Origin of the sequence: Streptomyces sp. NPDC020898, from assembly GCF_044333925.1 — a bacterium.
GTDB lineage: Bacteria > Actinomycetota > Actinomycetes > Streptomycetales > Streptomycetaceae > Streptomyces.
This window is the reverse complement of sequence record NZ_JBIRRV010000001.1, coordinates 1,495,757-1,520,722: the sequence shown is the minus strand read 5'-3', so window position 1 is coordinate 1,520,722 and position 24,966 is coordinate 1,495,757. Positions and strand designations below refer to the sequence as shown.

The 24,966-nt window shown below is 68.6% G+C and carries 21 protein-coding genes, 1 tRNA gene and 1 pseudogene; 7 read left to right on the top strand and 16 right to left on the bottom strand.

Annotated elements, in window-relative coordinates; genetic code table 11:
* Positions 1–16 precede the first annotated feature (16 nt).
* From ACH4TV_RS06640 to ACH4TV_RS06625, 4 genes are all read right to left on the bottom strand, one after another.
* Positions 17–89, bottom strand: a tRNA-His gene (locus ACH4TV_RS06640).
* 117 nt (positions 90–206) lie between these two features.
* The gene (orn, locus tag ACH4TV_RS06635; protein WP_398394841.1) at positions 207–812 is read right to left on the bottom strand and encodes an oligoribonuclease; all 606 of its coding nucleotides are present in this window, start codon (positions 810–812) and stop codon (positions 207–209) included.
* A gap of 264 nt (positions 813–1,076) precedes the next feature.
* On the bottom strand, positions 1,077–2,381 hold the full coding sequence (locus ACH4TV_RS06630) for a helix-turn-helix domain-containing protein (protein ID WP_398394839.1): 1,305 nt from the start codon (positions 2,379–2,381) through the stop codon (positions 1,077–1,079).
* Positions 2,382–2,758: 377 nt separating this feature from the next.
* Positions 2,759–3,055: a hypothetical protein gene (locus tag ACH4TV_RS06625; protein ID WP_398394837.1), complete on the bottom strand. Its 297-nt coding sequence runs from the start codon at positions 3,053–3,055 to the stop codon at positions 2,759–2,761.
* 354 nt (positions 3,056–3,409) lie between these two features.
* Here ACH4TV_RS06625 and ACH4TV_RS06620 point away from each other — a divergent pair, with 354 nt between their 5' ends.
* Together ACH4TV_RS06620 and ACH4TV_RS06615 are read left to right on the top strand one after the other, a co-directional pair.
* Positions 3,410–3,937: a universal stress protein gene (locus tag ACH4TV_RS06620; RefSeq protein ID WP_398394835.1), complete on the top strand. Its 528-nt coding sequence runs from the start codon at positions 3,410–3,412 to the stop codon at positions 3,935–3,937.
* A 169-nt stretch (positions 3,938–4,106) separates the two neighbouring features.
* Entirely contained in the window at positions 4,107–4,283 is a 177-nt protein-coding gene (locus tag ACH4TV_RS06615) for a hypothetical protein (RefSeq protein WP_398394833.1), read from the top strand.
* Positions 4,284–4,792: 509 nt separating this feature from the next.
* Here the strand turns inward: ACH4TV_RS06615 and glmS are convergent.
* Positions 4,793–6,610 carry a glutamine--fructose-6-phosphate transaminase (isomerizing) gene (gene glmS / locus ACH4TV_RS06610; RefSeq protein ID WP_398394830.1) on the bottom strand — a complete coding sequence of 606 codons (1,818 nt, stop codon included), beginning with the start codon at positions 6,608–6,610 and terminating at the stop codon, positions 4,793–4,795.
* 17 nt (positions 6,611–6,627) lie between these two features.
* Positions 6,628–6,885: a hypothetical protein gene (locus ACH4TV_RS06605; RefSeq protein ID WP_398394828.1), complete on the bottom strand. Its 258-nt coding sequence runs from the start codon at positions 6,883–6,885 to the stop codon at positions 6,628–6,630.
* A gap of 164 nt (positions 6,886–7,049) precedes the next feature.
* On the opposite strand from ACH4TV_RS06605, the gene ACH4TV_RS06600 reads away from it, so the two are divergent.
* Positions 7,050–8,612, top strand: a complete 1,563-nt coding sequence (locus tag ACH4TV_RS06600; protein ID WP_398395396.1) for a purple acid phosphatase family protein — start codon at positions 7,050–7,052, stop codon at positions 8,610–8,612.
* A 68-nt stretch (positions 8,613–8,680) separates the two neighbouring features.
* On the opposite strand, the gene ACH4TV_RS06595 is transcribed toward ACH4TV_RS06600, so the two are convergent.
* Positions 8,681–9,571 (bottom strand): DUF4429 domain-containing protein, encoded by an 891-nt coding sequence (locus ACH4TV_RS06595; RefSeq protein WP_398394826.1) that lies wholly within the window; start codon positions 9,569–9,571, stop codon positions 8,681–8,683.
* Between the two features lie 113 nt (positions 9,572–9,684).
* On the opposite strand from ACH4TV_RS06595, the gene ACH4TV_RS06590 reads away from it, so the two are divergent.
* Positions 9,685–11,217 (top strand): beta-N-acetylhexosaminidase, encoded by a 1,533-nt coding sequence (locus ACH4TV_RS06590; RefSeq protein ID WP_398394823.1) that lies wholly within the window; start codon positions 9,685–9,687, stop codon positions 11,215–11,217.
* 144 nt (positions 11,218–11,361) lie between these two features.
* Here the strand turns inward: ACH4TV_RS06590 and ACH4TV_RS06585 are convergent, their stop codons facing one another.
* The 7 genes from ACH4TV_RS06585 to ACH4TV_RS06555 all read right to left on the bottom strand — a co-directional run bounded on the left by ACH4TV_RS06585 (position 11,362) and on the right by ACH4TV_RS06555 (position 20,266).
* Positions 11,362–13,137, bottom strand: coding sequence for an IucA/IucC family protein (locus tag ACH4TV_RS06585; RefSeq protein ID WP_398394821.1), 1,776 nt, complete (start codon positions 13,135–13,137; stop codon positions 11,362–11,364).
* Positions 13,134–13,691 (bottom strand): GNAT family N-acetyltransferase, encoded by a 558-nt coding sequence (locus tag ACH4TV_RS06580; protein WP_398394819.1) that lies wholly within the window; start codon positions 13,689–13,691, stop codon positions 13,134–13,136. The genes ACH4TV_RS06585 and ACH4TV_RS06580 overlap by 4 nt, the downstream gene beginning before the upstream one ends.
* Positions 13,688–14,980, bottom strand: a complete 1,293-nt coding sequence (locus ACH4TV_RS06575; protein WP_398394817.1) for a lysine N(6)-hydroxylase/L-ornithine N(5)-oxygenase family protein — start codon at positions 14,978–14,980, stop codon at positions 13,688–13,690. The genes ACH4TV_RS06580 and ACH4TV_RS06575 overlap by 4 nt, the downstream gene beginning before the upstream one ends.
* 10 nt (positions 14,981–14,990) lie before the next feature.
* The gene (gene desA, locus ACH4TV_RS06570; RefSeq protein WP_398394815.1) at positions 14,991–16,478 is read right to left on the bottom strand and encodes a lysine decarboxylase DesA; all 1,488 of its coding nucleotides are present in this window, start codon (positions 16,476–16,478) and stop codon (positions 14,991–14,993) included.
* Positions 16,479–16,616: 138 nt separating this feature from the next.
* Entirely contained in the window at positions 16,617–17,477 is an 861-nt protein-coding gene (locus ACH4TV_RS06565; protein ID WP_398394813.1) for a siderophore-interacting protein, read from the bottom strand.
* A 118-nt stretch (positions 17,478–17,595) separates the two neighbouring features.
* The gene (locus ACH4TV_RS06560) at positions 17,596–18,654 is read right to left on the bottom strand and encodes an ABC transporter substrate-binding protein (protein WP_398394811.1); all 1,059 of its coding nucleotides are present in this window, start codon (positions 18,652–18,654) and stop codon (positions 17,596–17,598) included.
* Positions 18,655–19,006: 352 nt separating this feature from the next.
* Entirely contained in the window at positions 19,007–20,266 is a 1,260-nt protein-coding gene (locus ACH4TV_RS06555; RefSeq protein ID WP_398394809.1) for a glycosyl hydrolase family 28-related protein, read from the bottom strand.
* Positions 20,267–20,470: 204 nt separating this feature from the next.
* Here ACH4TV_RS06555 and ACH4TV_RS06550 point away from each other — a divergent pair, with 204 nt between their 5' ends.
* On the top strand, positions 20,471–20,824 hold the full coding sequence (locus ACH4TV_RS06550) for an SCO4225 family membrane protein (RefSeq protein WP_398394807.1): 354 nt from the start codon (positions 20,471–20,473) through the stop codon (positions 20,822–20,824).
* A gap of 21 nt (positions 20,825–20,845) precedes the next feature.
* On the top strand, positions 20,846–22,792 hold the full coding sequence (locus tag ACH4TV_RS06545; RefSeq protein WP_398394805.1) for an NlpC/P60 family protein: 1,947 nt from the start codon (positions 20,846–20,848) through the stop codon (positions 22,790–22,792).
* A gap of 104 nt (positions 22,793–22,896) precedes the next feature.
* Here ACH4TV_RS06545 and ACH4TV_RS06540 read toward each other — a convergent pair whose 3' ends face one another.
* A complete protein-coding gene (locus ACH4TV_RS06540; RefSeq protein WP_398394804.1) occupies positions 22,897–23,793 on the bottom strand; it encodes a hypothetical protein in 897 nt (298 codons plus the stop codon).
* Positions 23,794–23,845: 52 nt separating this feature from the next.
* Positions 23,846–24,049 (bottom strand): annotated as a pseudogene (locus tag ACH4TV_RS06535) (hypothetical protein); the annotation flags it as partial.
* A 178-nt stretch (positions 24,050–24,227) separates the two neighbouring features.
* Here ACH4TV_RS06535 and ACH4TV_RS06530 point away from each other — a divergent pair.
* Positions 24,228–24,941 carry a 2-phosphosulfolactate phosphatase gene (locus ACH4TV_RS06530; protein ID WP_398395394.1) on the top strand — a complete coding sequence of 238 codons (714 nt, stop codon included), beginning with the start codon at positions 24,228–24,230 and terminating at the stop codon, positions 24,939–24,941.
* Positions 24,942–24,966: the final 25 nt, after the last annotated feature.

Genomic DNA, 24,966 nt, shown 5'->3' with positions numbered 1-24,966 from the left:
GCCCTTGATCGTTCAGGGTGAGTGACGGGACTTGAACCCGCGGCATCCTGGACCACAACCAGGTGCTCTACCAGCTGAGCTACACCCACCATGACCGGCTGAGGATTTCCGTGGAGGCTTCCTGACCGGCCGAGAAAAAGTGTACAGGGTCCGAAGGGGTGCTCGCGCCCGGCTTTCCTCGGGGGTGGCCGTACCGCCCTGCCGCCCTACTGGGCCGCGGGCAGGACGTGCTTCGCCGCGATCGTGCGGGCCCTCTCCGAGTCGGGGCCCGGCTGCGGGACGAAGATCGCCTCGCGGTAGTAGCGCAGCTCGGCGATCGACTCGCGGATGTCGGCGAGGGCGCGGTGGTTGCCGTTCTTGGGCGGGCTGTTGAAGTACGCCCTCGGATACCAGCGCCGGGCCAGCTCCTTCACCGAACTGACGTCCACGATCCGGTAGTGGAGGTACTTCTCCAGGGATCCCATGTCACGGAGCAGGAAGCCGCGGTCCGTGCCGACGGTGTTGCCGCACAGCGGGGCCTTGCCCGGTTCCTTGACGTGCTCCCGCACATACGCCAGGACCCGCTCCTCGGCCTCTGCCAGCGTCGTGCCGCCGGCCAGCTCGTCGAGCAGGCCGGACGCGGTGTGCATCTGCCGCACCACCTCCGGCATCGTCTCCAGCGCCGAGGAGGGCGGACGGATGACGATGTCCACTCCCTCGCCGAGTACGTTCAGCTCGGAGTCGGTGACCAGTGCGGCCACCTCGATGAGCGCGTCGTCGGACAACGAGAGACCGGTCATCTCGCAGTCGATCCACACCATGCGATCGTTCATGCGTCTCACCTTACGGGGAGGTGGCGCGGGGCGAACCGGCGGTGCGGTGTGGTTTGTGCGGGGGGTTCGGCACCCGGCGCTGGTGCGGGCCTCGCCGGGGGCTGCCGCCCCCGGGCCCCCGCTCCGGCCTGGACGGCCTTGTCCTCAATCGCCGGACGGGCTGGATGGTGCCGACCGGCGCTGAGAAGCGCGCGTGCTCTGCTCGCCACGCAAACGCCGGACGGGCTGGGGAACGTACCCCCAGCCCGTCCAGCCTGCGCAGCTTTACGTTCCGCTTCGCTGGCCCGGGAGGCTCGCGCGGCTTCCGGCGTACGCGTCCCGGCTGTGGTCCGTCGACATGGACGCCGACGAGCCGACAGCGCTCGCCGCCGCCGCCGTACGGCGGGCCTGCATCGGGACCGGGCTCTCCGGGTGCGCACGGTCGTGTCCGCCCTGGCTGTGGCTCGGGCCGTGCCCGTGTCCCTGGCCGGCCGTGGTCGGCGTACCCATGCCTCCGTGGCCGCCCTGCGACCCGCTCATCGGACCGTCCGGTTCCGGTGAGCGTTCGCTCTGTGGTCTGCGTGCCCGGTACGCCGCGCGGTACGCGGCCGGGGACGAGCCCAGCTGGCGGCGGAAGTGACCGCGCAGGGCCACCGGGGAACGGAAGCCGCAGCGACCCGCGACCTCGTCCACCGAGTAGTCCGACGTCTCCAGGAGACGCTGGGCCTGGAGAACGCGTTGCGTGATCAGCCACTGCAACGGGGCGCTGCCCGTGAGAGAGCGGAAGCGGCGGTCGAACGTACGACGGCTCATGTACGCGCGTGCCGCCAGTGTCTCCACGTCGAACTGTTCGTGGAGGTGCTCCAGCGCCCAGGCGACGACCTCGGCGAGCGGGTCGGCGCCGATCTCCTCCGGCAGTGACCGGTCGAGATAGCGCTCCTGGCCGCCCGATCGGCGCGGCGGGACCACCAGTCGGCGGGCCAGCGCACCGGCCGCCTCGTTGCCGTGGTCCGTTCGCACGATGTGCAGGCACAGGTCGATGCCCGCCGCCGTGCCCGCGGACGTCAGTACGTCGCCGTCGTCCACGAAGAGTTCGCGTGGGTCGACGTGGACCGACGGATAGCGCTTCGCCAGCGTCGGTGCGTACATCCAGTGTGTTGTCGCCGGACGGCCGTCCAGCAGGCCCGCCGCCGCGAGGACGAACGCGCCTGTGCACAGACCTACGATCCGTGCGCCCTCTTCGTGTGCCCGGCGCAGTGCGTCGAGCGCCTCCTCCGGTGGCGGCGCGGTGATCGAACGCCAGGCCGGCACGACGACCGTGCCTGCTCGCGCGATCGCTTCCAGGCCGTTCGGCGCGGTGAGTTCCAGCCCGCCTGTGGTCCGCAGTGGGCCCTCTTCACCCGCGCACACCAGCAGTCGGTAGCGCGGCACTCCGGCGTCCTGGCGGTCGATCCCGAACACCGAAAGTGGTATAGAACTCTCGAAGATGGGGCCGCCGCTGAACAGCAGCACCGCGACGATCTCCTTGCGGCGTCGCCCGGAAAGTTTCCGGGCCGCGGCTTCCGGCGCGGCAGTGGAGTCGTGGCTCATACTGCTAAGCCCCCCTCGGTGGTCGCGGCTCCTCGGTTGTGTCGCTCCTGCACGTTTCCCCTCGGTCCTGCACGAGTCCCCCGCCGTAGACAGTCAAGATCGAATCTACTGTGTCCCATGATGCCGAGGTGACCAGTTCGGTACTCGGCAGATTGTCGACTTGGCAACTTGGCGTAAAGCATTCGATCACGAAGCGTTGCACTCGTGGGGCGTGCAGGGAAGTGCGCCTCGTCGCAGTGGCCAATCCGCGTAGGGTGCGCGGACCCGTCTGGACCCTTTCAGTGCAGGTGGAACAGGGGTTTGGGGGTTGTTCGGCCAAGGGGCGTACGGTAGCCGGAAGTTGGCTGAAAAGCGTCGTCCGCGTGCGCGAAAACAGGTCAGTCGACCGGTGTAGTTCCGCCGGAGTGCCGGCCGCTCCGGTGGGTCCCCGCAGGGGCCCTGCCGTGCCGCCCCCGCGCTGGGGCGCTCTCCTCGGCCGGCAGTCGCGCCGCACCCCGCTCGGACTGCCGCAGCAGCACCCGGCACACCCCTGTCACGGCCGCCAGCCCAAGTGCCGTACCGGCCGCACCGGCCAGCGAGGTGCCGTAGAGGACGAGCACCACGGGGACCAGAACGCAGCTGAAGGCCGCCCAGCGGACGAGATCGCTCGCGGAGTCCTGGGTCGGTGAGGTCATGGCTGCTCCCTGTGGCGGTGGGTCACGGGGTTCAACGTCTGTTCGAGCAGTCGGTCACTGGCCACGGTGTCCGGAACATGTGCGTGCGCGTGATCGGCATGGGCGAGATGTAGGCGAACCCTGTGGAAACAGCCTGTACGTGACAGCAACCATTGCGTTACGGGCGCCCCCTCGTGCATGCTCCCTGGAACCCGTCCGGAGCATGTACGGGATGTGGGCTGAGGAGGCGTGCCGCCGTACCCTTGGGGGTATGGGGTTGGGAAGATGATTCCCGGACACAGCTCCGCCGCACACTGTTGTCCCGTCTGTGCCGTCACGTTGTCCCATCACGAGGATCAAAACGCCGAGAATCCCATGGCCGGTCACGAATTCCTGGATCCCGCGGACCGCAAGCGCCGCGTCGCCGAACCCACGGCGGCCGAGCCCTTGGCGGCGGAAGAATCACGTCAGTCCTGCGACCCCGCGTTCAAGCACGGTGTCGTCGTCGGTTTCGACGGCTCGACGTCGAGTGAGCGCGCCCTCGCGTATTCCATCGGCATGGCCCACCGCTCCGGTTCGGGCCTGATCATCGTGCACGTCGCCAACCGGCTGCCCACCACGGTGTGGGCCGGCTGTGAACCACCCGTCTTCGTCGACGTGCCGGACCACCGGACCGAGGTCCTCGGGCTCGAACTCGCCTGCGCGGACTATCTGGCCGAGGTGCCCTGGATCCTTGTCGAGCGTGGCGGCGACATCTGCCACGAACTCGAAGAGGTGGGGCGGGAGTACGAGGCCGACGCCATCGTCGTCGGATCGACGCACGGCATCGTCGGGCGCATCTTCGGCTCGGTGGCCGGGCGGCTCGCGAAGCGGGCTCAGCGCCCGGTCGTCGTCATTCCGTAACTCCTCCTTCTCCCAGGTGAGATGGGCGGCGGGAACGGTCAACTCCCTTGTGAAGAGCCTTTTTGCGCTGCGCGAAGCTACTCGTGCGTAGATGTGTTTGTGCGCTTGTGAAGGGCATATACCGGTCACTGCACAAGTGGTACAGGTACATGCACGAAGGGAGCCCGCTGTGGACAATGACGTCTCCGCGGGAACGGGAAGCACCACCACGATCCTTGGCCATCTCGCGCTCGGACTCACCCTGTTGGCCTTCGGCCTCGGGTATTCCGGGTGGTCGACGGCGCGACGGCAAGGGCAACTGTTTGCCGAGCGGCGCGCATCAGGACGGTTTAGCTCGATCGTGTGATGGTCGGCTTCTAGGCTTGCGGTGGCCTCGGTCGTCCGGGTTAGCGTGATCGTGCGATCTGGGACGCCGAGTACGGTGCCAGCGTGCGGGGCCCCTGCTCTACCGGAGTTGATGGTTCAGGGCCTCCCCGTCGCCTCTGGCCGTACCCAATTGGCCAGGTCGTGCAGGGAACTGGCCTCCCGGGCCCGGACCACGCACAGGATGCGTGTCGCTGCCCCGGGGTCGAGTACGCCGGGGACCAGTGCGTCCAAGACCGTTCGGGACGTGCGGCTGAGCGGGGCTCAGTCCACAGGAACGGTGTGACGGCTACCGGTTGAGGCAACCGCGGGCCAAAGATGGGAGCCCTGCTCAAGCGAAGTCGCGGACTTGAGAGGGGTGACCCCTCCGAATGCTGAAGCGGTCGGGGAAATGGGCGGCCCCGGCTCGAAGGAACGATCCCTGTGCGCTGGTGGCACGCACAGGGATCGTTCACGTTCACGGGGGCGGCAGCCGACCCCGCACAAAAGGCGTTACTCCACCGTGACCGACTTGGCCAGGTTCCTCGGCTTGTCGATGTCTCGGCCGAGGGCCAAGGCCGTGTGGTAGGCGAGGAGTTGGAGGGGGATGCCCATCAGGATGGGGTCCAACTCGTCCTCGTTCTTCGGGACGATGATTGTCTCGTCGGCCTTCTCCTGGTTCTGGTGGGCCACCGCGAGGATGCGGCCGCTGCGGGCCTTGATCTCCTCCAGGGCGGCGCGGTTCTTCTCCAGGAGGTCGTCGTTGGGGACGATCGCGACCGTGGGGAGGGCGGGCTCGATGAGTGCGAGCGGGCCGTGCTTCAACTCCGAGGCGGGGTACGCCTCGGCGTGGATGTACGAGACCTCCTTGAGCTTCAGGGAGGCCTCGCGGGCCACCGGGTAGCCCCGGACGCGGCCGATGAAGAGCATCGAGCGGGCCTCGGCGTACCCCTCGGCCAGCTTCTTGATCTCCTCCTCCTGCTCCAGGATCTCGGAGATCTGCGCGGGCAGCTTGCGCAGGCCCTCGATGATCCGCTTGCCGTCGCGGACCGACAGGTCGCGGGTGCGGCCCAGGTGCAGGGCGAGCAACGCGAAGGCGACCGTCGTGTTCGTGAAGCACTTCGTCGAGACGACGCAGACCTCGGGGCCCGCGTGCACGTACATGCCGCCGTCCGCCTCGCGGGCGATCGCGGAACCGACCACGTTGACGATGCCCAGGACCCGCGCGCCCTTGCGCTTCAGCTCCTGTACGGCGGCCAGCACGTCGTACGTCTCGCCGGACTGGGAGACGGCGACGTACAGGGTGTCGGGGTCGACGACCGCGTTGCGGTAGCGGAACTCGGAGGCGGGCTCGGCGTCGGCGGGGATGCGGGCCAGCTCCTCGATCATCTGGGCGCCGATCATGCCCGCGTGGTACGAGGTGCCGCAGCCGAGGATCTTCACGCGGCGCACGGCACGCGCCTCGCGGGCGTCCAGGTTGAGGCCGCCGAGGTGGACCGTGGAGAAGCGGTCGTCGATCCGGCCGCGCAGGACGCGGTCGACGGCGTCGGGCTGCTCGTGGATCTCCTTGTGCATGTACGTGTCGTGGCCGCCCATGTCGTAGGACGCCGCTTCCCACTCGACCGTGGTGGGCTCCGCCGTCGTACGCGTGCCCTCCGTCGTGTACGTGCGGAAGTCGTCGGCCTTGAGGGTGGCCATCTCGCCGTCGTCCAGTGTCACTATCTGCCGCGTGTGGGTGACCAGCGCGGCGATGTCCGAGGCGACGAACATCTCTTTCTCGCCGATGCCCAGGACGACCGGGGAGCCGTTGCGGGCGGCCACGATCCGGTCGGGGAAGTCGGCGTGCATGACCGCGATGCCGTATGTGCCCTCGATCAGGCGCAGCGTCTGGCGGACCTTCTCTTCCAGGGTCTCCGCCTGGGAGCGGGCGATGAGGTGGGTGAGGACCTCGGTGTCGGTCTCGGAGAGGAACTCGACGCCGTCCGCTTCGAGCTTCTTCCGCAGCTCGGAGGCGTTGTCGATGATGCCGTTGTGGACGACGGCCACCTTGTTGTCGGCCGACATGTGCGGGTGCGCGTTGTGGTCGGAGGGCGCGCCGTGGGTGGCCCAGCGGGTGTGGGCGATGCCGGTGGTGCCGGCGAAGCGCTTGGGGACCTTGGCCTCCAGGTCCCGGACGCGGCCCTTGGCCTTGACCATCTTCAGGCCCGCCGCCTTCGGCGAGGTCACGACGATGCCCGCCGAGTCGTAGCCGCGGTACTCCAGGCGCTGGAGGCCTTCGAGGAGCAGCGGCGCGACGTCACGCCTGCCGATGTATCCGACAATTCCGCACATGTATGAGTACCTGGTCCCTAGCCGTAGACGATGCGGCGCAGTTGGCGGAGGGTGAGCTCCGGTGGTGCGACCGCGCGGTATTTCAGGTCCGCCTCGATCCGTTCGAAGATCGTCGCGTTCACCAGGCCCTGGCCCTGGAGTTCACGGTGGCGGCGACGGACATAATCCTCGATTGTCTCGTCGAAGTAGGCGAGAACGTCCTGAACCACCCGCAGAGCCTCGCCCCGCGACAGGGGCGTGGATCGCGTCAGGTGATCAACAAGGTCGTCGTGCACCCGACGATCCTGAGGTAAAGCGCTGGCAATCGCAAGAATCCTGCCCGATTTCGGGCAACGGGCTGTTGAAACACTTATGGGACCCTGTTCGGGGCCTGTTCACCCTGTGTCCTGCGTACCGATGGCTGCCCAGAGCACCTTTTTCAGCCATGGACACTCCTCGCATGGGCGTACCCGAGCAGCTCGCCGGGCGCATGAGCATGGCCGAGCAGCACGAGTACCTTCGCGCCACGTTCTCGCGGCGCACGATGATCAGAAGCGGCGCCGTCACCCTTGGTGCCGTCGCGGGCGGTGCGTTCGTCCCGGGCGCCGTCGCCCAGGCCGCCGTACCCACCCGGACGGCGGTCACCGCCGAGAAGGTCGACGGCGCGCTCGTCGCGCCCTTCGGGCGGCACCTCGCCTGGGGCAACGACCCGCGCACGGAGATCACCGTCTCCTGGCAGGTCCCGGTCGCGGTGAAGAAGCCGTTCATCCGGGTCGGCGCCCACCCCTGGGACCTCTCCCGCAAGATCGAGGCCGAGGTCCGCACCCTCTACACCCCGGCCGGGGTCGGTGCCAGCGGCGACCACACCCAGTACTACCTGCACGCCGAGCTGACCCATCTGCGCCCCGGCAGGACGTACTACTACGGCGTCGGCCACGCCGGCTTCGACCCGGCCGAGGCGCATCTGCTGGGCACGCTCGGCACCTTCACCACCGCCCCCGACCACAAGAAGCCGTTCACCTTCACGGCCTTCGGCGACGAGGGCGTCAGCTACCACGCGCTCGCCAACAACAGCCTGCTCCTCGGCCAGAACCCGGCCTTCCATCTGCACGCCGGTGACATCGCGTACGGCGACCCGGCCGGCCAGGGCAAGGCCTCCGACACGGGCTTCGACTCCCGCGTGTGGGACCAGTTCCTCGCGCAGACCGAGTCCGTCGCCAAGTCCGTCCCGTGGATGCCGGCTTACGGCAACCACGACATGGAGGCCTGGTACTCGCCCAACGGCTACGGCGGCGAGGACGCCCGCTGGAACCTCCCCGACAACGGCCCGGACAAGAAGAACCTTCCGGGCGTGTACTCCTTCGTCTACGGCAACACGGCGGTCATCTCGCTCGACGCCAACGACATCTCCTTCGAGATCCCGGCCAACCTGGGGATCTCCGGCGGCACGCAGACCACGTGGCTGGAGGCGCAGCTCAAGAAGTACCGCGCCGCACACGACATCGACTTCGTCGTCGTCTTCTTCCACCACTGCGCCTACTGCACCTCCACCGCGCACGCCTCGGAGGGGGGCGTGCGCCAGGAGTGGGTGCCGTTGTTCGAGAAGTACACGGTCGACCTGGTCATCAACGGCCACAACCACCAGTACGAGCGCACGGATGTCATCAAGGGCGGCGCCGTCACCAAGAAGCTCCCGATCGGCGGCACTTCGTACCCGGAGACCGAGGGCGTCGTGTACGTGACGGCGGGCGCGGCCGGCCGCAGCCTGTACGCGTTCACCGCCCCGCTCTCCTACGAGGGCCACGAGAACGAGGTCGACTCCGTGGCCTCCTTCATCAACACCAAGGACGGCAAGGTCGACGAGACGGTCACCTGGTCGCGCGTGCGCTACCTCGACTACTCCTTCCTCCGCGTCGACGTCACCCCCGCGTCGCGGGGCCGCCTCGCCACGCTGACGGTGCGGGGCATCGCGGAGACCGGCGAGGAGGTCGACCGCTTCACGGTCGCGCGCCGCGTACGCTGAGCGTGCGCGTATGCCCCGAAGGCAGGGCGTACGAGCGACACCAACAGGCGGTTCTCCGGCGCGTGTTCCTACATGCGCTTGAGGACCGCCTGTTTGGCGAGTGCGAACTCGTCGTCCGTGAGGACGCCCGTCTGGTGCAGCTCACCCAGTTCGCGCAGGCGGCGAAGCTGGGCGTCGTGGTCGTGTTCGACGGGCACGCTGTCCTGCACGGGGGCCGCGATCTCCTGCTGCCGCTGCGGCGGTACGTCCGTCATGGGCGCCGTCGGATGCGGCAGGCGGGCCTGGACGGCCGCCGCGACCAACGCCATCAGCGGGTCCTTCTTGAATCCCCACAGCTCGACGGAGTTGGGGTCGTACTTCGGCGGGGCCTTGGTGGGCGCGTGCCGCACGCTGAAGCGCAGGTAGCCGTTCTCCAGGCCCACCGCCGGATGCCACTCCACGGCCGCGATGTCGGCGACGGCCAGGGAACGGGGCCCGGCGGCGGCCTTCGCGTCCTCCGTCTTCCAGTTCCACTCCAGCCGGATGTGCTCACCGTCGAAGGTCGCGGTGCCGTCCCCGGCCGACACGGACAGCGGTACGGCGGGGCCGGCCAGCAGATAACGGTCCACGGCGCCGGACGGCACCTCGTCCAGCAGCAGCCCGTTGCGGACCTCGTCCACGAAGTACTCGGCGACGCCGTACCGGTCGGACTCGACGTTCAGCTGATACGGGTCGTTGGGCTCCGCCAGCTTGCCACCGGTCGCCTGGAGCAGCGGGTCGGCGCCGTCCCGCAGCCGGAGCCTGAGGCGCCCCGACTTTCTGCCCTGCTCGAAGGAGACACCGGCCAACGCGTGGAGGGGGACGGCGAGTTCGCCCAGGGCCTTGCGGAGCAGGCTGACGTTCTTGTCGCGTCCGGGAGTCAGCCGGAGGGCGTCGCCGTCGAAGACCCACGTTCCGTCCTTCTGGATGATTTCCGCCATGACAGTGATTGTTCCACCGGCGATACGGGAGGGTGGTCTCTACCAATCCGAAGGGAGCGCATGTGAGACACCGCAACCACAGAACGCCCCGCCTTCTCAGTACGCTGCTGCTCGTGGCCGCAGCAGGTATCTCCCTCACCGGCGCGGCACCCGCCGGGACCGCGACCCCCATGAGCCGGGTCGTCCCGGCCCCCGCCTCGGTCCAACCGGGCGGCTCCCCCTACCGCATCACCGACTCCACCCGCATCCGGGTCGACGGCTCGCGCGGGGCCCGAGAGGCCGGCGAGTACCTCGCGGACATCCTGCGGCCCTCCACCGGCTACCGGCTCCCGGTCACCACGCGGGGTGACGGCGGACTTCAACTCCGTCTGGGCGCCAAGGGGTTGGGCGCGGAGGGTTACCGGCTGACCGGCGGCAGCAGCGGCGTCACCATCACGGCCTCCGGGCCCGCCGGTCTCTTCCACGGCGTCCAGACCCTGCGCCAACTCCTCCCACCGGCGGTGGAGATGGACTCCGTACAGCCCGGCCCCTGGCTGGTCGCGGGCGGCAGGATCGAGGACAGCCCGCGCTACGGCTGGCGCGGCGCGATGCTGGACGTCTCCCGACACTTCTTCACCGTCGGTCAAGTGAAGCGGTACGTCGACCAGTTGGCGCTGTACAAGCTCAACAAGCTGCACCTCCACCTCAGCGACGACCAGGGCTGGCGCATCGCCATCGACTCCTGGCCCCGCCTCGCCACGTACGGCGGCTCGACCCAGGTCGGCGGCGGGACCGGCGGCTTCTACACCAAGGCCGACTACCGGGAGATCGTGCGGTACGCGGCCTCCCGGTACGTCGAGATCGTCCCCGAGATCGACATGCCGGGCCACACCAACGCGGCCCTCGCCTCCTACGCCGACCTGAACTGCGACGGCGTGGCACCCCCGCTGTACACGGGCACGGACGTCGGCTTCAGCTCGCTGTGCGTGCCGAAGGACCTCACGTACGACTTCGTCGACGACGTGATCCGGGAGCTCGCCGCGATCACCCCGGGCAGGTATCTCCACATCGGCGGCGACGAGGCGCACTCCACCAGCCATGAGGAGTACGTCGCGTTCATGGACCGGGTCCAGCCGGTGGTCGCCAAGTACGGGAAGACGGTGGTCGGTTGGCATCAGCTGACCGCGGCCACGCCGGCGAAGGGCGCGGTCGCGCAGTACTGGGGGCTGGACAGTACCGGTGCGGAGGAGAAGGAACGGGTCGCCGCTGCCGCCCGGGGCGGTACGGGGGTGGTGCTGTCGCCCGCCGACCGGGTGTACCTCGACATGAAGTACGACAGGGACACCCCGCTCGGGCTCGACTGGGCGGGATACGTCGACGTACGGCGGTCGTACGACTGGGACCCGGGCACCTATCTGCCGGGGGCGCCGAGTTCGGCGATCCGGGGGGTCGAGGCGCCGCTGTGGAGCGAGACGATCGTGACCTCGGCCGACATCGAGTACATGGCGTTCCCGAGGCTGCCGGGGGTGGCGGAGCTGGGCTGGTCGTCGGCCTCGACGCACGACTGGGAGGACTACCGGGTGCGGTTGGCTGCGCAGGCTGAGCGGTGGGAGGCGTTGGGGATCGGGTACTTCCGGGCGCCTCACGTGCCTTGGCCTGCACGTTAGGCACTCCGCGGGATAGGCGGTTCGTTGGCCGCGGGCCCGGTGGGGGCTGGTCGCGCAGTTCCCCGCGCCCCTTTGGGGCGCGAATGAGGGCGGGCACCTCGGGGGACCGTACTCCGAGGTGCCCGCCGGTATGGGGGAGGGGTGTTACCGGCCCGCGATGGGGTTTTTGAGGTTGCCGACGAGTTGGAGGGCGCCGGCCGGGTCGGCGAGGTCCACCATCTGCTGGTTGTTGCGCAGTTGGAGGCGGTTGAGGCAGGACAGGGAGAACTCGGGCGCGAACATGTCGTACTGCCGGAACTTGTCGGCGAGTTCGGGGGCGGACTCCTGGTAGTCGCGGACGGTGTCGGCGACCGTACGCCAGAAGTCGTCCTCCTCCAGGACGCCCTCGGAGGCGAGGTTCGCGGCGAGGAAGCGGAAGAAGCAGTCGAAGACGTCCGTGAAGATGGACAGGAGCTTCTTCTCCTCCGGTACCTCCACGCGCAGTCGCTCGACCGTCGGCGGGAGTACCGCGTCCGGGTCCATGACGGCGATCTCCTCGGCGATGTCCTTGTAGATCGCGCGCTGGACCGTGCCGTCCTTGAGGACGAGGATCACGTTCTCGCCGTGCGGCATGTAGACCAGGTCGTAGGCGTAGAAGCTGTGCAGGAGTGGGGTGAAGTAGGCGCGGAGGTAGCCGCGCAGCCACTCCTTCGGCGGCAGACCCGACTGCTCGATGAGCGCCGCGGCGAAGGACCGGCCCTCGTGGTCGACGTGGACGAGCGAGGCCATGGTGGCCAGCGCTTCGCCGTCGCCCAGGGACGACACGGGGCTCTCGCGCCAGAGCGCCGCCAGCATTTTGCGGTACGGGGAGTAGCGGTCGGTGGCGGCCTCGTACTCCAGGTGGCGGTAGCCGACGGCCGCGCGCTCGCGGATGATCGACAGGCCCGTCGACTTCAACACCGGGTCGTTGTCGATGAGTTGGGCGAGCCAGTCGTTGATGGCCGGGGTCGCCTCCATGTACGCGGCTGAAAGCCCGCGCATGAAGCCCATGTTGAGGACCGAGAGAGCCGTTTTGACGTAGTGCTTCTCAGGGTTGGACCGGTTGAAGAAGGTCCGGATGGACTGCTGGGCGAGGTACTCGTCGTCGCCCTCGCCCAGGCAGACCAGGTTCTTCTGGGCGACCTCGGCGGCGAAGGTGACGCTGAGCTTGTTCCACCACTGCCAGGGGTGCACCGGGATGAAGAGGTACTGGGCGGGGTCCAGGCCCTGGTCGCTGAGCTTCGTACGGAAGCGGACGACCGTCTCCTGGCCCAACTCCTCGCGCAGGAAGGCCTCGTACTCGATGCCGACGCCCGCGGTGAACGCGGCGCGCGAGCGGTGGGCGGCCAGCCACACCAGGCGGACCGGGTTCGCGGTCTCGGGCGCGTAGGAGAGGTACTCGTGCACGCCGAAGCCGAGCCGCCCGTTGTTGGCGACGAAGCAGGGGTGGCCCTCGGTCATCCCGGTCTCGATCGCCTGGAAGCCGCTTTTCGTCAGCTCGGCGACCGGGACCTGAGGCTTGGTGAGCTTGTAGCAGGTGCCGGAGAGAGTGGAGGAGATCTCCTCCAGGTAGACGGGGATGACCTCGTCGCTCAGGCCGAGTGTTTTCTTCGACTCGATGAAGAAGTCGAGGGCGGAGAGCGGGAGTTCGGCCCCGTCACGGTGCCGGGTGATGGAGTCGGCGTCGACCTGCCAGTGGTCGAGGGCGTGCCGGGCGGCGGTGAAGCGGTAGCGGGTCAGGCCGTCGTCGCTGCGGACGACGTACTGGTCGCCGTCCTCCGTCGCCTCCGGGGCGATGAGCCGCTCGTGCGCGAACTCGGCGAGGGCCTTGCGGATGAGGACACGGTTGGCCTGCTCCCAGCGCTCGGGGGAGAGATGGGCCGTGGCGTCGGCGAGGCTCATACGGACACCGCCTTCTCGAACTGCTCGCGGGTGCAGAAACTCAGCAACGCCTTTTTCTCCGGCTTCTGTATCGCGCGCTCGGGCACGAACCCGACGGCTTCGTTCAGGGCGTGCACGGCCTTGTTGCGGACGTCCGGCTCGACGACGACGCGGGCGGTGCGCGGGTCCTCGAAGAGGTGGGCCATCACGGCCGTGATGACGGCTCTGGTGAACCCGGGCACGGGCGTGTCGGTCGACGGCACCAGGAAGTGCATGCCGACGTCGCCGGGCTCGGGGTCGTACAGGCCGACCAGTTCGCGGTGTGCGGGGTCGTACTGCTCCATCAGGAAGGCGGGTACGCCGTCGTGGAGACCGAGGAGCGCGTGGTGGTGCTCGTCGGCGGCGACCTCCATGTAGGCGCGCTCGACGTCTTCCGGTCTGGCGTCCTGCATCATCCAGTAGGCCGCCTTGGGATGCGTGACCCAGGTGTGCAGAAGCTCGGCGTCCTGGAGCGGGTCGAGCGCGCGAACGGTGAAGCCACCGAGGGCAGTTGATGTGCCGGTTGAGGTGCTCATACGGCGAACTCCTGGAAGGCGATGGCCTTTTCGACCGGGTAGTACTCGCTGCCGAGCAGCTCGCCGATGATGAAACTGTTGCGGTACGCGCCCATGCCCAGGTCGGGCGACGTGATCGAGTGGGTGTGGACGCCGGCGTTCTGGAGGAAGACGCCGCGTCCGGTGGTGTCGATCGCGTAGTTGCGGGCGATGTCGAAGTTGCCCTGGGAGTCGTAACGCAGCCGGTCGCGCACGGGCTTGAGGAACTCCGGCTCGGCGTACTTGTAGCCGGTGGCGAGGATCAGACCCTGGGTGTCCAGCGTGTAGTCCTTCTCCTGCTCCTCCTGGCGCAGGCCGAGCGTGTACGTCCCGTTCTCGTTTCCGCTCCCGGTCTCGTAACTCACCGAGTTCAGCGCGGAGTTGGTGAGCAGACGGGTGGGGACGGGCCCGCCGAGGTTCTTCCGGTAGAGCAGGTCGAAGATCTCGTTGATGAGCTCGCCGTCGATGCCCTTGAACAGGCCCTTCTGCTCCTGCGTGAGGCGGTAGCGGGTCCGCTCGGGCAGCGCGCGGAAGTAGTCGATGTACTCCGGGGAGGTCATCTCCAGGGTCAGCTTGGTGTATTCGAGCGGGAAGAAGCGGGGGGACCGCGTCACCCAGTTGAGCCGGTAGCCGTGGACGTCGATCTCGCTGAGGAGGTCGTAGTAGATCTCGGCGGCGGACTGACCACTGCCGACGAGCGTGATCGACTCCTTGGCCTGCAACTCCCGCTTGTGCTGCATGTATTGGGAGTTGTGGATGAGGTCGCCGTCCAGGTCCGCACACGCGTCCGGGACGTACGGGGGAGTGCCGGTGCCGAGCACGAGCTTGCGCGCCCGGTGGACGTCACCGGCGACCGTGCGGACGACGTACACGTCATCCTCGTACGTCACTTCCTGGACTGTCGTGTCGAAGCGCACGCTGGTCAGCCTGTTGGCGGCCCAGCGGCAGTAGTCGTCGTACTCGACGCGCAGGGGGTAGAAGTTCTCGCGGATGTAGAACGAGTAGAGACGGCCCGATTCCTTCAGGTAGTTGAGGAAGGAGTACGGGGAGGTCGGGTCTGCGAGGGTGACGAGGTCCGACATGAACGGGGTCTGGAGGTGGGCGCCGTCGAGGAACATCCCCGAGTGCCACGCGAAGTCGGGCTTCGACTCCAGGAAGAGGCCGTCGAGTTCGTCGATCGGCTCGGTGAGGCAGGCGAGGCCGAGGTTGAAGGGGCCGAGACCGATCCCGATGAAGTCGTAGGTCTTGTGCACTGCTTCGGTCCTGTTCATGGCTGCGGCTTCAGGACGCGACGGAGGCGACGGAAGCGACGCGGTCAACGGAATCTCCCAGGTACTGCTCGGCATGGCCGGCGATCAGGTCCAGTACGGCGGCGATGTCGTCCGTCGTGGTCTCGGGGTTGAGCAGGGTGAACTTGAGGTAGTGGCGCGCGCCGACCTTCGTCCCCGCGACCACGGCGGCACCGGAGGCGAACAGGGCCTTGCGGGCGTACAGGTTGGCGCGGTCGATCTCCGAGGGGTCGGTGACGGCGGCCGGGATGTAACGGAAGACGAGGGTGGAGAGGGAGGGCTCGACGACGACGTCGTAGCGCGGGTCGGCGGCGAGCAGCTCCCAGCCCTCCTGGGCCAGGTCGCAGACCTCGTCGAAGAGTTCGCCGATACCGTCGGCGCCCATCACCCGCAGGGTCATCCACAGCTTGAGGGCGTCGAAGCGGCGGGTCGTCTGGAGGGACTTGTCGACCTGGTTGGGGATGCGCTCCTGCACCATGCGGCGCGGGTTGAGGTACTCCGCGTGGTAGGTGGCGTGGCGGAGCGTGGCCGCGTCGCGGACCAGGACGGCGCTCGAACTCACCGGCTGGAAGAAGGACTTGTGGTAGTCAACGGTGACCGAGTCGGCGCGCTCGATGCCGGTGAGGAGGTCACGGCGCCTGACCGAGGCGAGCAGTCCGCAGCCGTAGGCGGCGTCGACGTGCATCCATGTCCCGTACTGGGAGCAGAGTTCGGCGATCTCCGGCAACGGGTCGATCGAACCGAAGTCGGTGGTGCCGGCGGTGGCGACGACGGCCATGGGCACGAACCCGTCGCGCCGGCACTTCTCCAGCTCGTGGGCGAGGGCGACGGTCTGCATTCGCTTGTCGTGGTCGACGGGGATCGACACGACCGAGTCGGGGCTCAGACCGAGCAGTTTCGCGGACTTCTTCACGCTGAAGTGGCTGACGTCGGAGGCGAAGACACGCAGTTTGGCGAGGGATTCGGGGTACTGCCACCCGTCCCGCCCCGGCTTCGCCTCCTCGCGGGCCAGCAGCAGCGCCTGGAGGTTGGACTGGCTGCCGCCGCTGGTGAAGATGCCGTCGGCGGCGGGACCGAGGCCGATGCGCTCGTTGGTCCAGTCGATCAGTTTGCGCTCGATGAGGGTGCCGCCGGCCGACTGGTCCCAGGTGTCGAGGGAGGAGTTGACGGCGGAGAGTATCGCCTCTCCGAGCACCGCCGGTATGACGACCGGGCAGTTGAGGTGGGCGAGGTAGCGCGGGTGGTGGAAGTACACGGCGTCGCGCAGGTAGACCTCTTCGAGCTCGTCCAGGGCGGCGGCCTCGTCGAGGAGGGGCTGGTCCAGGTCGATCCGGTCGATGTGGGGGGCGAGGGCGTCGGCCGTGACGCCGGTGAACGGACGGTCCGTGGTGGCGAGTTTTGCCGCCACCCGCTCGACTCCTTCGGTCACGGAGCGGCGGTACCGCTCCGCGGTCGTGTCATTGAGCAGGTGCGAGCGCATAGGGGGAGCCTCCGGGGGGACAGAGAGGGGGCATGCGAGTTCGACAGGTCGAACGTTCGAACTTAGGTTAGCCTAACCTAAGTTTCTGTGTGAACTCCTGTCCCGTCGGTCACGGCTGTGATCTGCGCCTTCGCGGGATCATTCCGGCTGCTCGCGCAACTGCTCCTCGCTGAGTCCGCGCCGCCAGTAGCCGACGAAGGTGACGGCCCGACGGTCGATTCCGCGCTCGCCCACGAGATGCCGGCGCAACTCCTTCACGGCGGACGACTCACCCGCGATCCAGGCGTACGGCCGCTCCGCGGGCGGGAGTTGGGCGGCCCGGATCTCCTCCAGGGCGGTGGGGCCGGTGCCCTCGCCGCGCACGAGCCAGGTGATCTCGGCGTCGGCGGCGGTCACGAGATCCTGGATGTCACCGGCGTGCCCGGCCTCCAGCCAGACCTGGGCCCGGGTGCCGGCGGGCAGTGATTCGAGGATCGCGGAGGCGGCCGGTACGGCGGTCTCGTCGGCCCAGATGACGACGAGATCGGTGCCGGCCGGCGGGCGGAAGCGAATCGCGCGGTTGTCGGCGATCGCCGGTCCGAGGAGAAGGACGCGGTCACCGGCGCCGGCCCGGGAGGCCCAGAGCGAGGCCGGACCGGCGGGGGCGGCGGCGCCCGGTTCGACGCCGTGCAGGACGAAGTCGATGTCGATCTCCGTCGTACGGCCCCGGTCGTCCCGGCGCAGCGCGCGAAGCGTGTACGAGCGCATCACCGCCCGTACGTCGTCCGGGAGTTCACGCCACCCCTGCCACCATCCGTCGCCCAGCTCGATGGGCACGGCGGGGGCGTCCTGCCCCGGGTGGGGGAGAAAGAGGGAGAGGCTCTGGTCGCACCCGTCGGAGACGAAGGCGGCCAGATCGTCCCCACCGAAGGTGACGCGCACGAGGGATGGGCCGAGCGGCGCGGTGCGAACGACGTGGAGAGCGAAAAACCGGAAGGGGACGGCAACGGCGGTAGTCATTCGGACTCCTGATGTGATGTCAGGGGACGCGATAACGCGCCCCCAAAGGGGCGCGGGGAACTGCGCGATCAGCCACAACGGGCCCGCAGTTCCCCACTTCCGGCGGAGTGCCTAGCTCCTAACTGACCTTCTTCGCGTTCTCGATCGCCTCCGCGAGGCCGGTGAGAAGCGGCGTGCACTTGTCGTAGGACAGGATCGGCTCGGGATTACGCGCGATCACCTGCCCCGCCTTCACCGCGGGCAACTGCTTCCAGGTCGCCTCGGTGATGTCCGCGGGCTGGATCGCCGACGTGCGGTTGTCCATGATGATGACGTCGGCCTTGTACTTGTCGACGTTCTCCCAGCTCAGGTTCTCGTACCAGCCGCCGCTCGCCTTCAGGACGTCGGCGGAGGGCTCGACGAAGTTCACGCCGAGGGCCTTGAAGTACTCCAGGTCGACGGAGAGGTTGGAGCCGGAGACGTAGAAGATGTCCTGGCTCGCGGAACCGACCAGCACCTTGATGTCCGGCTTGGCCTTGGTGGCCGCGCGCAGGCGGGCGGCGGCGTCCTCGAAGGCCTTCTTCGCGGCGGTGATCTTGGCGGAGGCGGTGTCGGCGCCGAGGGTCTTGGCCAGCTCCAGCATGCGGGCCAGCGGCTGGTCCAGCTGGATGTCGAACACGGAGATACCGACGGTCGGGGCGCCGACGCCGAGGATCTTCTCCTTGGACTCCTCCGGGACGTACCAGAGGGTGCCGGCGCTGTCGAACATCGTGGTGACGAGGAGGTCCGGGGCCAGGGCCGCGTACTTCTCGATGTTGAACTGGCCCCACTCGTTGCCCAGGACGGTCACCTTGGTGACGTCCATGTCGCCGGCCTGGACGTCGGCCTTGCCGTCTTTGGTCGTGGTCGGGCCGAAGACGCCCTTGACCTCGATGCCGTAGTCGTAGAGCGCGGCGGCGACACCGGTGAAGGCGACGATGCTGGAGGGCACCTTGTCGGCCTTGACGGTTGTGCCGCGGTCGTCCTTGAAGGTCCAGGGGCCGGCGGGGGTCGCGGCGGACTTCGACGCGTCCGCGTCCGTGCCACCGCTTTTCGCGTCGTCGTCCCCACAGGCGGCGAGGACGGCCCCGAGGCCGAGGGCGCCGCCTGCGGCGAGGATGCCGCGGCGGGAGAGGTGGGTGGCACGGGCGTTGGACATGAGAGGGCTGCTTTCGAACAGGGCGGTTCGGCCCGTCGGACAATTCGAAAGGTAGGTTAGCCTAACCTCAGCTGATGTCCAGGGGGCGTTTCCAGGGAGTGGGATGCCCTGAGTGACGCGCGCCTGTTTCTGTGTGCGGCCTGTGGATCGAAGGCGTGTTGCCTATCCGGGAGACTATTCAGGCACAGGGGTGTTACCTGTGTCCCGCATGTGAAGGTGCCCTCGATGGCCCGGTGGTCGGCCGCCGAACGGCCGCAAGGCCCGACCCGGGTGGGGTCGAACCTTGCGGGGGATGTGCCGGGCGGTTGTGCTGCGGCGGTTTCCAGCCACAGCCAGCCACGGTTGATCACGGCTACGACAGGACGACAGTGGCCCCCTTCTGGAAGACCGTGTTGCCGCCGTTGTCGTGCCAGTCGATCTCCACGCCGTCGAGGAAGCCCGAAGTGACCACCGTGCAGGCCGAGGTGCCGGCGGACACCCCGCGGGCCGGGGAGGCCCCCTGGGAACCGTCGTCGTCGTTCCCGGCGGTGACGATCAGGCCGTCGGCGAGAACCTTGGCCTTGGTGTTCCGCACCTTCAGTCCCGCGTAACCGCCCCCGCCCGTACCGCCGTTGCGGCCGTCGCGGGTGAGCCGGCAGCCGCTGAGCTGGAGGATGCCCTTGCCGTCGGTGTTCTCCACGTTGATGCCGTCGTAGCCGTTGCGGTCGGTGGAGCAGCCGCTGAACTGGATGATCCCCTGCCAAGTCCGCAGGATGAAGCCCTCCTTGGCCGACCACTCGGCCCGGCAACTCGTGAACGTCGAGTTCCCGGTCCCGGCGATCCACCAGCCGGCGCCGTTGCCGCCGAGTACGTACACATCGTGGATGACCGAGTCCGTGCAGTTGTTGAGGGCGATGCCGTAGGTCCCCGGCCAGAGGACGGAGACCCGGTCGAAGTGCAGACAGAACGGCGCCTGCGGCCCGTTGGGCTCGGCCGAGTACGTGGTGTTGATGCCGTGCCCGGTGACCTTCCGCACCTGCACGTCCCGCAGTTGGAGGTGCTGGACCTGTCCGACGGCACGGATACCGTCGACTTCGGCGCCGCCCGCGGGCAACGCGCTGCCGTCGATGGTCAGTTGGAGGATCCGTACCTCCACCGACTTGGTGGCGTAGCCGCCGGTCAGCTTGTCGAGCACGAGGACGACGGCATCCCCGTCGAAGGTCGGCAACGGCTTCAGACCGAACCCGGGGTCGACGGCGCCCCATTCGTTCTCGCCGCCACCATGGGTGCCCTGGAGTGTGACGTACGGCGGTATCTTCACCGGCGCGCTCGTACGGTACTGACCCGCCGGCAGGTACACGGTGTTGCCGGGCTCGCAGGCGTCCAGGGCCGCCTGGATGGCGAGGGTGTCGTCGGTGGTGCCGTCACCGGCGGCGCCGTAACCGCGTACGTCGTGCCACCCGAGGCCGTTGACCTCGGGCGCGTCCCCCTCGGCGGCGCTCGCTGGCGCCGCCCCGATTCCCGTGGTGGCGGAGAGGGCGGTGGCCGTCACGCCGGCCGCGGCTCCGCCGAGGAACAGTCTTCGGGTGCGGGGCATGTTGCTGTTCGCCGCGCTGCTTTCGTTGGTCTCCATGGTGTGTATCCCCCTCAAGATTGACAACGAGGGTCACTAAAACATGGAGGCGATCTTCCCGGTACCTCTGCTGGTCAACTCGGCACGGGTACAGCTCAGTTACGGATGAGTAGGTGTACTCATGCCAAGGGAGTGGCGCTGGCGGCATCGTAAAGGCACGGCAACAGGAGTTGCCCCTACGGAACTCACTCACCGGAGTACGCCATGAGCATCAACCGCCGCAGCCGCAACCTGCTCACCCTGGCCACGGACAACTGGCTCTCCCGCGTCTACCTGGCCGTGGTCGCCGCCGCGTCGGTCTACTTCGTCGTCGACACCCTCTTCGTCTCCCACGCCGACGCCTCCATGGCGGGCGTCGTGCCGTGGGTGCTGACGGTCCCGATGAGCCTGCTGTACACCCTTCTGCCCGAGGGCACGCTGAACGGCACGGGCGACGGGGCGTTCATGGCCCTCTACCTCGTGGGCATCGCGGCGGCTGCTCTGGCCAACGCGGCGTTCATGGGACTCGCGCTGCGGAAGATCCGGCCGGCTTCGGGGCAGGCTGCTGCGGGGGCGTGAGCGCGGAAACGGGGGCGGGATGTGGGGAAAGGGGCTCACGGGGGTCCTTTTCTTTCGGCACGGGCCGCCATCCACACCAACGGCACCATCGGCTACGACGCGAAGACCGTGGCCCTGCCCGTCGTCATCGCCGTCCCCAGGCAAGGGGGTTGTGAGTTGGTGAAAATCAACTCCCCGGCCCGGCTCCCCTACGAGATCATGCGCCCCATGCCCACCACCACCTCACGGCGCCACCTCCTGGCCGCCATCGCAGCCTCCGCCGCCACCGTCCCCCTCACCACCCTGGCCGTCACCCCCGCGCGCGCCGCCGATCCAGCCGTGGCCGTACAGCCCCTCGCCACCCCGAACGGCCTTGCCACAGGCGCCCGTTCCTCTGTGACCCTGCCCCCGCTGAATGCCTCCTACTTCGCCACGCTCACCCTCAGCACCCCCCTCACCGCCACCGTGCTCCCAGGAACCCCGCCCCGCACCGAGGTCACCTCCGACGGCAAGCGGGTCGCGCTGCTGACCCACGGTGCGCGGACCGTCGTACTGCCGGGACCGCAGCGGACGTTCGCCGAGAACAAGCGGCTTTTCGTGGACGACTTCCAGCGCACCCTGCCGGATCAGACGCTGCCGGCGGCGGACCGCGCGTACTGGGGCACCTCGCCCGGGGGCGGGAGCTGGTCGACGCTCGGGGGCCCCGACGCCGACTACTCGGTGGTGCCGGGGGCCGGGAGGATCGCCCTGACCACGGTCAACGCCAGTCGGCACGCCAGTCTGCGGGACGACGAGATCACCGATGCCGATGTGCGCTCCGTGGCCTCCTTCGACAAGGTGCCCACGGGGGAGGCGTGTTCGTACGCGCTGTCCTTCGGATACCAGGACACGCACAACAACTACCGGGCCCGGCTGTCCTTCCTCACCACGGGCGCCGTCCAGCTGCGCGTCGAGAAGGAAGTCGCCGACACCGTCAGTCAGTTGGCGTCGCCGGTGACCCTCGCCACGGGGGTGGGCGCAGGTACCCAGTGGACGATCCGGGTGCGGCGGGAGAGGGCGGTCATCCAGGCCAAGGCGTGGGCCTCGGCGTCGGCGGAGCCGTCCGCGTGGGCCGTCGAGATCAGCGACTCCACCTTCGGCAAGGGGCGGGTCGGGCTGCGCGCGCTGGCCGGTACCGGGTGCACCAACCTGCCGGTCACCCTCGCCGTCAGCCGTTTCCAGGTGGACGCCGCCAACTGGGACGCCCCACCGAGTGTCACGCACGGCGACTGGGTACGGGTGCTGCCCCAGCCCTTCGACGGAACGTGGACCGAGGGGATGGAGACCGTCATACGCGGGTGGGCCGGGTCCACGGCTCCCGACGCGCTCGCCCACGCCGCCATGTTCCTCGGCGGCGCGCCCGCGGTGACGGCCGGGGCGGGGCCGGCGCAGGGCAGGCAGGTGCTGGGTGAGGCCGGATACGGGTATCCGGATCCCCAGGGTTACCGCTACGAGGGCGCCGACTTCCACGAGTACATGAACGTCGGCTGGACCTTCGACGACGGCGTCCACACCGGGCCGTCCAGCAGGCAGGTCGGCAATCTGGACTGCTCCGGGTACACGCGCATGGTGTACGGCTACCACCTGGGCGTTCCGATGGCCGCAGGTGAGGACACCACCGGGCTCCGTATTCCGCGCAAGTCCCGGCACATGGCCGACCACACCCCTGGCGTACGCATCGACCGCACCGACGGCACCAACCCGCCCGCCGCGACCCTGCTCCAGCCCGGTGACCTGGTCCTCTTCAACGCCGACTCGGGTGACGACAACCCGACGGCCACCGTCGACCACGTCGGCATCTACCTGGGTGTCGACGCGGCCGGCAAGCGCAGGTTCCTCTCCAGCCGCAAGACCGTCAACGGGCCCACGATGGGGGATCTCGGGGGCGCCTCGTTGTTGGACGGGACGGGGACGTATGCCGGCACCCTGCACACTGTGCACCGCATCTGAGCCAACCCCTGGGGCAGCAGGGTGGAATCGGCTACTCGTAACAGAACGGGGCCGCACTACCGGCGAACTCCGGCGGTGCGGCCCTTGGCGGCGAGGCTCTGGGGTTATGCCTCCCGGAACAGTTCCTGCGCGTCGGAGGCTGTGATGGCCCGGTCGAACCAGGTGCCGAGGGTGTCCAGGTCGGTGCAGTTGGCGATGCGTTCGCGGGCGGCTTCGGGGACGTCGATGCCGCGGACGTCGAGGATGCGGAGGATGTCCTCGGCGCGGCCCTCAGCGCGGCCCTCCGTCTGGCCCTTGATGAGGGTTTCCTCGATGATGGTGCCGCTGCCGGGGAAGCGACTGGTACGCATGGCCATCAGTTTCCTCCAGTGTGCGCGGGCCTGGGTGTTGTCCAGGCCGACTTCAGTGAATTCCGCCCAGTCCACCGCGACATCGTCGCCGACGATGTCCACCGCCGTCGCCAGTGCGTCCAGTATCGCAGGGAGTGCCGGGTCCTTCGCGTGGGCGAGTGCGGAGAACACGGCCAGAGGGAGATCCTCCGCCGCCTCGTCCGGGTCGAGGATCGCGGGAACGTTGTCGGGGCCCAGGACCATCGGGAAGACCATCATGGTGGTGTGGACCGGCAGACCGATGCGGATCGGGTTCGCGGCCCAGGAGGCGGTGTCCTTGTCCTGGCACACCACCAGTAGGACCGGGGGCAGCCTGTGCTTGGCGTAGGCGTGTGCCAAGTAGTAGGTCCAGCTGCTGAACTTGTCCGGGTCCGGTGCGCCCTGGGACTCCACGAGGAGCAGATAGCCTCCGCCGTCGGCCGTATCGACCTCGACCTCCAGCAGGGTGTCCACGCGGCGGACCAAGGGCTTGATCTCGGTGAGATCGGTGTCCACGAGTCGGGTGGCCGTGGGTTCGGGGAAGGTGATGCCGGCCTTCGGGAGGACTCGGGCGAACAGCCCGGGGTCCTCCCGGAAGATCTGGTGCATCGCCTCATGCGCTGAGCTGACCATGCGACGGAACGTAGTTGGGTGGGTGCGTTCTTGTTGGTGATGCGGGACGCCTTCAGCCGCACGAGTGATTTTGCCCCATGGCGTTGCCAATGGAATATGTCGCAATTCGCCAGCCGGTCAGCAGCAGATGGTTGAGCAGCAGGGCCAGGGTCGCCTGGGCCGCGAGCCAGGCGCGATGCCGGGAGTGGGTGAGGAATGCTCACGCCGGGAGCAGCCGCAGCGCGAGCGGCAGCCAGATGCGTTCCGTCTCTCTTCTCCCCTGAGACCGGGCGGGGCTGCGCAACTGAGAGCGGGCGGGGCTGTGCGGCGGGCCAGGAGGCGTTGCCGCCTACCGGCGGGACCCCATTGACGGCGGACTGGGAGTTGCCGACCGCCGGAAGCCTTTCGCGACGCAGGCAGCCGGAGGTGTCGCAGTATGCGCGATCATGATCGGTATGGACACCCGTTTTCTTGGTATCGCCGAGCTGGCCGAAGTCCCGTCCGTGGCGGTCGTGGTCGACGTCATGCGTGCTTACACCGTGGCTGCCTGGGCCTTTGCCCGGGGGGCGGAAAAGATCGTCCTGGCTGAGTCGCTGGACGAAGCCCTGGCGCTCAAGGCCCGCCACCCGGATTGGACGGCGCTCAAGGACGGTCCGCCCGCGCCCGGGTTCGACCTGGTCAACTCGCCCGGCCTGCTGAGGTCTGTCGACCTCGGCGGACGGACCGTTGTGCAGAAGACCACCGCGGGGACGGTCGGCGCCCTCGCGGTCAAGGAGGCGTCGCTGGTGCTGTGCGCCGGATTCGTGGTCGCGGAGGCGACGGCTCGGGTCCTGCGGACACGCGGGAGTGACAGCGTCACGTTCGTGGTCACCGGCGAGGACGGGCAGGCCGACGAAGACCTGGCGTGTGCTCAGTACATCGCGCGGAGGGCCACGGCGGTTGGAGCAGAAGCTGGGACGGATGCCGCCGAGTTCGTCCGCCGCGCTGCCGGGTCACGCGCCGCCGCCGAACTGGCGCAGGGGGTGCGCCAAGGAGTCCATCCTGACGACGTCGCGCTCTGTCTTGAGGTCGACCGGTTCCCCTTTGCCATGGTGGCGACCTTGGAGGACTCCCTCATGGTCCTGCGTCCGCATGTGCTGCCTTCGCAGGCTGACGAGGACCCGGTCTGATCGCCGGTGAGGTCTGCCGCCGCCC